3 protein-coding genes and 1 pseudogene are annotated in these 2758 nt (G+C 55.3%); 3 read left to right on the forward strand and 1 reads right to left on the reverse strand.

Features of this window, described 5'->3' with window-relative positions; genetic code table 11:
• Together ACFWZH_RS39370 and ACFWZH_RS39375 are read left to right on the forward strand one after the other, a co-directional pair.
• Positions 1–194 (forward strand): annotated as a pseudogene (locus tag ACFWZH_RS39370) (diaminobutyrate--2-oxoglutarate transaminase); the annotation flags it as partial.
• Positions 195–646: 452 nt separating this feature from the next.
• Positions 647–931 (forward strand): hypothetical protein, encoded by a 285-nt coding sequence (locus ACFWZH_RS39375; protein WP_384443327.1) that lies wholly within the window; start codon positions 647–649, stop codon positions 929–931.
• A gap of 193 nt (positions 932–1124) precedes the next feature.
• On the opposite strand, the gene ACFWZH_RS39380 is transcribed toward ACFWZH_RS39375, so the two are convergent.
• Positions 1125–1337, reverse strand: a complete 213-nt coding sequence (locus ACFWZH_RS39380; RefSeq protein WP_384443331.1) for a hypothetical protein — start codon at positions 1335–1337, stop codon at positions 1125–1127.
• Between the two features lie 575 nt (positions 1338–1912).
• On the opposite strand from ACFWZH_RS39380, the gene ACFWZH_RS39385 reads away from it, so the two are divergent.
• Positions 1913–2548 (forward strand): hypothetical protein, encoded by a 636-nt coding sequence (locus ACFWZH_RS39385; RefSeq protein ID WP_384443334.1) that lies wholly within the window; start codon positions 1913–1915, stop codon positions 2546–2548.
• The last annotated feature ends 210 nt before the right edge of the window (positions 2549–2758 follow it).

Raw genomic sequence — 2758 nt, forward strand, 5'->3', positions numbered from 1 at the left:
TGTGGGGCCTGGAGTGCATCGACAAGCCCCTCGCGGGCAGGATCGCCAAGCGCGCCTTCGAGCTGGGTCTGCTGATCGAGACCTCCGGCCCGGAGGGCGAGGTCGTCAAGCTGCTGCCCGCACTGACGACCACCCCCGAGGAACTGGACGAGGGCCTTCGCACCCTCGCCCGCGCGGTCCGCGACTGCGCCTGACCTGCTCAGAGCTCCTTCACCGTTCCACAGAAAGGCACCGACTCACCGAGGGGCGGCGCCGAGGAGCAGCCGCGAAGCGGTGGGCAAGGTCGCCAGCGATCCGTTGGATTTTCTTGACACGGACGGAAAGGCGTCTACTGGCGGCGGACGAAGAAAAGCTGACTGCTTTGGGGTCGGTCCAGAAGGCCGCCGATAGAATCGCCGAGAAACGACCGGGCCGAACAGTACATATCAATCCTGAAGCGACGCGATTTGCGTAATGCGATGTATCGCTTAACGTCCTATCGAGCCTATTCTCGGAATTTCGGCGGGTCGAGGAGCGCCCTGAAATTCACCATTTCAGATGCCTGGATTCAGCTAAGTAGTAGTGTGATTCACGCTCACCATGGAAAGGTTTTCCGTTTCTGGAGATCTGTGCGGGATGTCGCTCGCGCCGACTTGGAGGTAATTTCATGCATCGCGCTGTCATGTTATTTTCTGTGTTTATTTTAAGTGGCGGGGTTGTGTCAGGGGTGGGTGCCGCAGGTTCGGCGGCCGCTGCAGCTGCGGCACCTGGTATTGCTGATCAGCCAGTCTCGCTAGAAGGATGCGAGCCGGAATACGAAGACTTCGATGAGATATTCTGCCTGAATCTAGAAACTGGTGAAATTTATTTGTTAGGGGATGAAGCAATTTCAGAGGATCAAACCGACTCGGGAGATAAAACTGACTCAGGGGGGCAAAGTGAGATGCCCTAGACTGCCTATTGATCGGAAAACTCACTGTGTCGATGGGTTTTTGTCCCCTTGCCGTATGTCATAGACTGGCGGTAGGGGGCCTAAGGCTTCAGATTGGAGACTTGGCTCGATCAGTTGCAATGCTGCGTAGATTAACACGCGCCCGGGGTGATAGTACACATGATCTTCGCCATGGCCTGGCAATTGTAGACATTCAATTCGAATAGTCGTTGATGTTGCCTGACGCGAAGGCCAGGGGGCGGCTCTGGCCGTTGTAGGCGAGGTGGATATTCTTGGTCAGCTCGCTGCAGGAGTGGCCGAGTACCATACCTGGCCACTCCTGCCCCCTTACGGCATTCGACCGCGTGCCGTTGGCCACCACGGTTGCAGGGGTGATGCACATGATGGTCCAGTCGACGGTGCCCACAGCTCCGGAGTACTGCTGGACGCGGACCAGCAGTCGGCCACACGTGCTGTCTGCGAATCAGCGTTGGAACTTTTCGTAGACCGCTTTCCGCGACCCGTATCGCTCAGGCAAGTCTGTCAGGCGCCCCCGGGGGGACAGCTTAAGCAGATCGGCGATAACTGTCGCCAGGCGCAGCCGAAGGTGGCCAGGAAGAGGATCGCAGCCAGCATCCACTGGTCACCCGCCCGCCGCCGGCCACCGCACCGTAGGCGTTTGGCCTCCGTAGGGGGCATCGCCCGCCGAAACAATTCTCACAACCTGCACACCCAGCCGTTGAGTATCCATGCTCCGATTCGTGGCCACATTCTCGATACATTATCCGACCGTGACCAGCCGTTCTTCGTCGGTGGCTCTGGCCGTTTTAACAAGCCCTCTGAAGAAAACCAGTGAGGAGGATATCTCCGCATCCCATTGGAGTCTTTTCTTAGTCAATGTCATTCCACGCTAGCTGACACTACATATGCTCCGCCACAAGATCTCTGACGTTAACATCCGGAGCCTCTCCGTCTACGACAATAAAAGGAAGTTAATGCGTCATGGGAATAGCTCGGCAGAACTTGTTTCGCAAACTGGTTATTTCAGTCATATTCGCCGCGATGTTTTCTTGTGCTTTTCAGCTTTCTCCGAAGGCTTTCGCTGAGAGTCGAACGGACTCCCGGCCACTTGGCTATATTTGGTCGACCGATATGGGTAATTCATTAGCTAATCGCAATCACGTGTCAACGCTATTAGATTTCAGGATCCCTGGAGTTAAGTTTGAGGAGGAGCCAGAGACGGATCTGATGAAGCAGCTCAGTGAAGGCGCTGAGGCCGCACTTAAGAAGGCCCAAGAGGAATCCGAAAAGGCCGCAAAGGAAGCCAAGGATGAGGCGGAACTAAATTCCCTTCTGGCTGAAGTGAACGATCCCCTCGAGAAATCCATTAAGAATCTTCAATCTACCTTCGCGTCAGGCTTTAAGGCTCTACTGAAGCCGCTCCCGACGGACGCACGGCGAGCTATCGTGGACCGGGTGAAAGAGGGGACTACAGCCGTAGGTCATATCATTGAAAAATTCAACAATTTCCTCAAGGGGATTGGCGAATGGATTGCCAATGCGGCGAAGGCGGTGAAGGATTTCTTTGTGGATACCTGGGAAAATGTCAAGGCGAAATTTGCGAAGTGGTTTAGCTGATTTACTTTTAAGATGTCGAGGGTAGGTGACGGACAATTGAAAACTCGTGGAGAGGTGGTGATTTTGCGGAGCGGCGAAGTTCCTGGTGGACGGGTTCTCGACCAAAGATCGATACTGAGTCTTTTCCATCCTCACTTTGAGCTGGTCAGATGAAGGGTGAGGGCGGCCTGGACCAGGCTGGTGATTCGGGTGGTAGAGCACCGCAGTTTG

It is taken from the genome of Streptomyces sp. NPDC059008, assembly GCF_042749045.1.
In the GTDB taxonomy this organism is placed as follows: Bacteria; Actinomycetota; Actinomycetes; order Streptomycetales; family Streptomycetaceae; genus Streptomyces.

Excerpts from the sequence above, each read along its gene's own strand:
- ACFWZH_RS39385 (WP_384443334.1), top strand. The coding sequence starts at position 1,913 with ATGGGAATAGCTCGGCAGAACTTGTTTCGCAAACTGGTTATTTCAGTC.
- ACFWZH_RS39375 (WP_384443327.1), top strand. The coding sequence starts at position 647 with ATGCATCGCGCTGTCATGTTATTTTCTGTGTTTATTTTAAGTGGCGGG.